Source organism: Burkholderia sp. JPY481, from assembly GCF_038900515.1.
Taxonomy (GTDB): Bacteria; Pseudomonadota; Gammaproteobacteria; order Burkholderiales; family Burkholderiaceae; genus Paraburkholderia; species Paraburkholderia youngii.
Genome location: NZ_JAYMRT010000076.1, coordinates 1 through 2,816 on the forward strand (window position 1 = coordinate 1; position 2,816 = coordinate 2,816).

3 protein-coding genes are annotated in these 2,816 nt (G+C 58.8%); 1 reads left to right on the top strand and 2 read right to left on the bottom strand.

Going from position 1 to position 2,816, the window contains the following annotated elements; translation table 11 throughout:
• Positions 1-49 precede the first annotated feature (49 nt).
• Together VSR82_RS39550 and VSR82_RS39555 are read right to left on the bottom strand one after the other, a co-directional pair.
• Positions 50-1,078, bottom strand: a complete 1,029-nt coding sequence (locus VSR82_RS39550; protein ID WP_498858873.1) for an LLM class flavin-dependent oxidoreductase — start codon at positions 1,076-1,078, stop codon at positions 50-52.
• A gap of 378 nt (positions 1,079-1,456) precedes the next feature.
• Positions 1,457-1,684 (bottom strand): hypothetical protein, encoded by a 228-nt coding sequence (locus tag VSR82_RS39555; RefSeq protein WP_498858874.1) that lies wholly within the window; start codon positions 1,682-1,684, stop codon positions 1,457-1,459.
• Between the two features lie 377 nt (positions 1,685-2,061).
• Here VSR82_RS39555 and VSR82_RS39560 point away from each other — a divergent pair, with 377 nt between their 5' ends.
• Positions 2,062-2,361: a hypothetical protein gene (locus VSR82_RS39560; protein WP_498858875.1), complete on the top strand. Its 300-nt coding sequence runs from the start codon at positions 2,062-2,064 to the stop codon at positions 2,359-2,361.
• Positions 2,362-2,816 lie beyond the last annotated feature (455 nt).

Sequence of the window (2,816 nt, forward strand, 5' to 3'; positions counted from 1 at the left end):
CTGCTGGCTGCGATAGGCCTCGGTATGCAAGAAGTGGGGGAGGCCGCACTCATGCAGTTCGGTCCATCAATTCGGACTGAATGGTCATAGCCGTGAAAAGTGAGGCGTCCACGGGCAGATCGCCAAACGCGACCTGACAAAGAAGATAGTTCGCCCTGGCCTCTTCCAACTGATCAAGCAGAGTTCGCCGCACAAGAGCCGCTGTTCCTACTACGCACAATTCACTCTCTATTGCTGCGTCTAAATTCAGTGGCAGATTTGGTGGAAGGGGAATCGCATTGAGGTCGTACAGGTATTTGAAGTTTTTAAGCCATCGCTCGAAAGCAGGTGTCGCGAGCGAGTATGCATGACTGGCAGATTGACCGACCACAATCATGCGAAGCAACCCGACAAAGGATGGTTGGCCGTCGGTGCCCGTCTTGTATCGTTCCTCGGCACGGTATTCGTCAGTAATCTTGCGAACAAACGAAGCAGGTCCTACGGATGCGATGTTTGCGCCGTTTGCAGCGGCCCAGCGGGCGGACTCGGGTCGATTGGTGGCTATCCATGTCGGCGGATGCGGCTGTTGATGGGGCCTCAGTGTCAAAGGGACATTGTCTAGCTGAAAATGGTGACCCCGATAGGAAAGGGCGCCCCCCCTCATCGCCTCCATTAGAATCTCGCTGGCTTCGAGATAGCGTGCTGGCACCGTGTCCGCATCGATCCCGAAGTAACTTAGCTCGAGCGGAAGGCATCCGCGCCCCATGCCCATCTCGACCCTACCACCGCTCAAGTGGTCAAGCATGCAGATCTCTTCAAACGCACGTAGCGGATGATTAAGGCTCAGGAGCATCACCAGGGGGCCGAGACGAAGTCCCCGGGTGCGCTGTGCGACGCTCGACAAAAAGAGATTCGGCGATGGGCTCCTTCCGTGCGGCGAACAATGGTGCTCCGCGAGATGGTAAGCGTAAAAACCTAGCCGGTCATACGCTTCCGCCAGCGTAAGGCGGTCCGCGTATTGTCGTCGAATGGCGCTTCCGTCCTCGTCCAAATGATCGAAAATGCCAAAGGCTAGCTTAGAAGATAAGGCGTATCTCATCAAATTTTCTCCAACTTACACCCGGGTACCGGTCTTGATGACGTGAATTACGACTTGCTGGCGCGATTGCCCTTTTGGTCGTCGCGCTCCAGTCCAAAGACATCACCCTCAGCTCCCTCGCTTCAGCCAGCACTGCGCTGACGAGGTCGAGATTCCCAGCGGTCAGGGCGAGACCGGAGATCGCGACGTTCGAGGCGAGAGCCGCTGAAGAAGTGAAGATTTATATACTGCGGCACCGCAGGCCAGGGTAAAGCAGGCATGTGTTGCGCTCGCAAAGATCGTCGCAATCCAGACAACCGTCTGTATGCCCTGGATGTACAGGGCCTGGCCACCCAGCGTGTGGGCCAGGGCGTGCTGCCAGTGGCTCTCCGCCTGAACCTACATGGCCGCCCGCGCCGCACGCACATCTGCCTCAATTCGACCCAGTTCGCCTTGGACCCTCTCCGAGTCGCGCATAGGAACCGGCGCTCGAAGTTGTTTCCGGCCGCTGTGGGCGAGGTCGGCAACATCCGATAACGCGCCCTCGGCGATGCCCAGGCAGACGGTCCCCAGAAGCACCGACTGAAGGTGCCCCCAATCTTGGTATAGCGCGGACTCGGTTCGCATGATGCTCCAGCTGGAAAGTCGAAAATTGGCCTCCGGCGCGAATACGTTTTGAAGGGCTATGTGGTGACTGCCAGTACCTCTGAGGCCGCAGGCGTGCCAGGTGCTTCGATCTCCTAGGCTGATGCCGGCCGGGCGACGCACCGGACCAACGGTGGGGCGGCATCCCCGCCGGCCCAGAGAGAGGTTTTCCTCCTTCCGACATGACACAGATACCCATCATCCAGTCGGCATGGTGGCAACAACTGGCCAACGGCCGCTGACGCGCCACCCGCCCGGCATTCTCTCGGTGGCGCCTCCGGGGGGAGACACTAGCTATGATGACGTCCGACTTGTCCCGGGACATTAGATCGTAAGTCTGTCGCGGCAGTCGAGGGCTCATGATGGCCGATGCACTGCCGATCATCGCGGTCCAGCCGACTGAGCCGTCGAGCCGAGCCAACGCGCTGATCACTTCCATTCCCCAAGATAAATCCAGCCCCCGTCGCCCACGGCTGCGCGGAGCGAACATACGGACTACTCCGATCGATCGCAACCTCGGACTGCATGCGGCGTTCCGCCTCGATCTCGGTTGCACGAGCAAGAAGGGCGGCCGCAAGATCGCGAATGGAGTCAAGGATCCGCCCAACAGCCGAGATCCCCGGCCGTCGTCGCCAGAGGGAGCGCGAGTTGCCGTTTGATGTCCCGTGCTCGCCGGACGATTTGTCCCGTTGGAAGCATCACGTTGATTCATCAGTTTCCGCATGTGTTTGACTACTTTAGTAAGTGCGCATGCCGTCTCCCTATGACAGATGCAGTACGGCGGTGGTTGTTGCGCGCCTTACGGCGCTATGGGCCAGCATTTCGTTGCTTTCCTGTCGCTCTTCCCAATTGGCAGTTCTCTGGACGACTGCGGTCGATGCGATGCTGGTTCTATGTTAGACAGCCCACGGCCACGCTTGACGCTCGTCGCAGAGGTGGATGCACGTAGGCGGGAGAGCACGGGATTGGGAGCCGTACCATGGAATTTCCTCGTGGAGGCGTAGCATGATGGGGATGCTGCAAGTTTCGAGCCGATCCCCCAAGTCCTTGCAGGACAACGATCACTCTGCAACGCGTTGGCTTATTCCCGACATTGTCGAACACCTGACAAGTT

What these genes read in the sequence shown, in the direction of transcription:
- VSR82_RS39550 (WP_498858873.1), bottom strand. Translation starts at nt 1,078, where the DNA reads ATGAGATACGCCTTATCTTCTAAGCTAGCCTTTGGCATTTTCGATCAT.
- VSR82_RS39560 (WP_498858875.1), top strand. Translation starts at nt 2,062, where the DNA reads ATGATGGCCGATGCACTGCCGATCATCGCGGTCCAGCCGACTGAGCCG.
- VSR82_RS39555 (WP_498858874.1), bottom strand. Translation starts at nt 1,684, where the DNA reads ATGCGAACCGAGTCCGCGCTATACCAAGATTGGGGGCACCTTCAGTCG.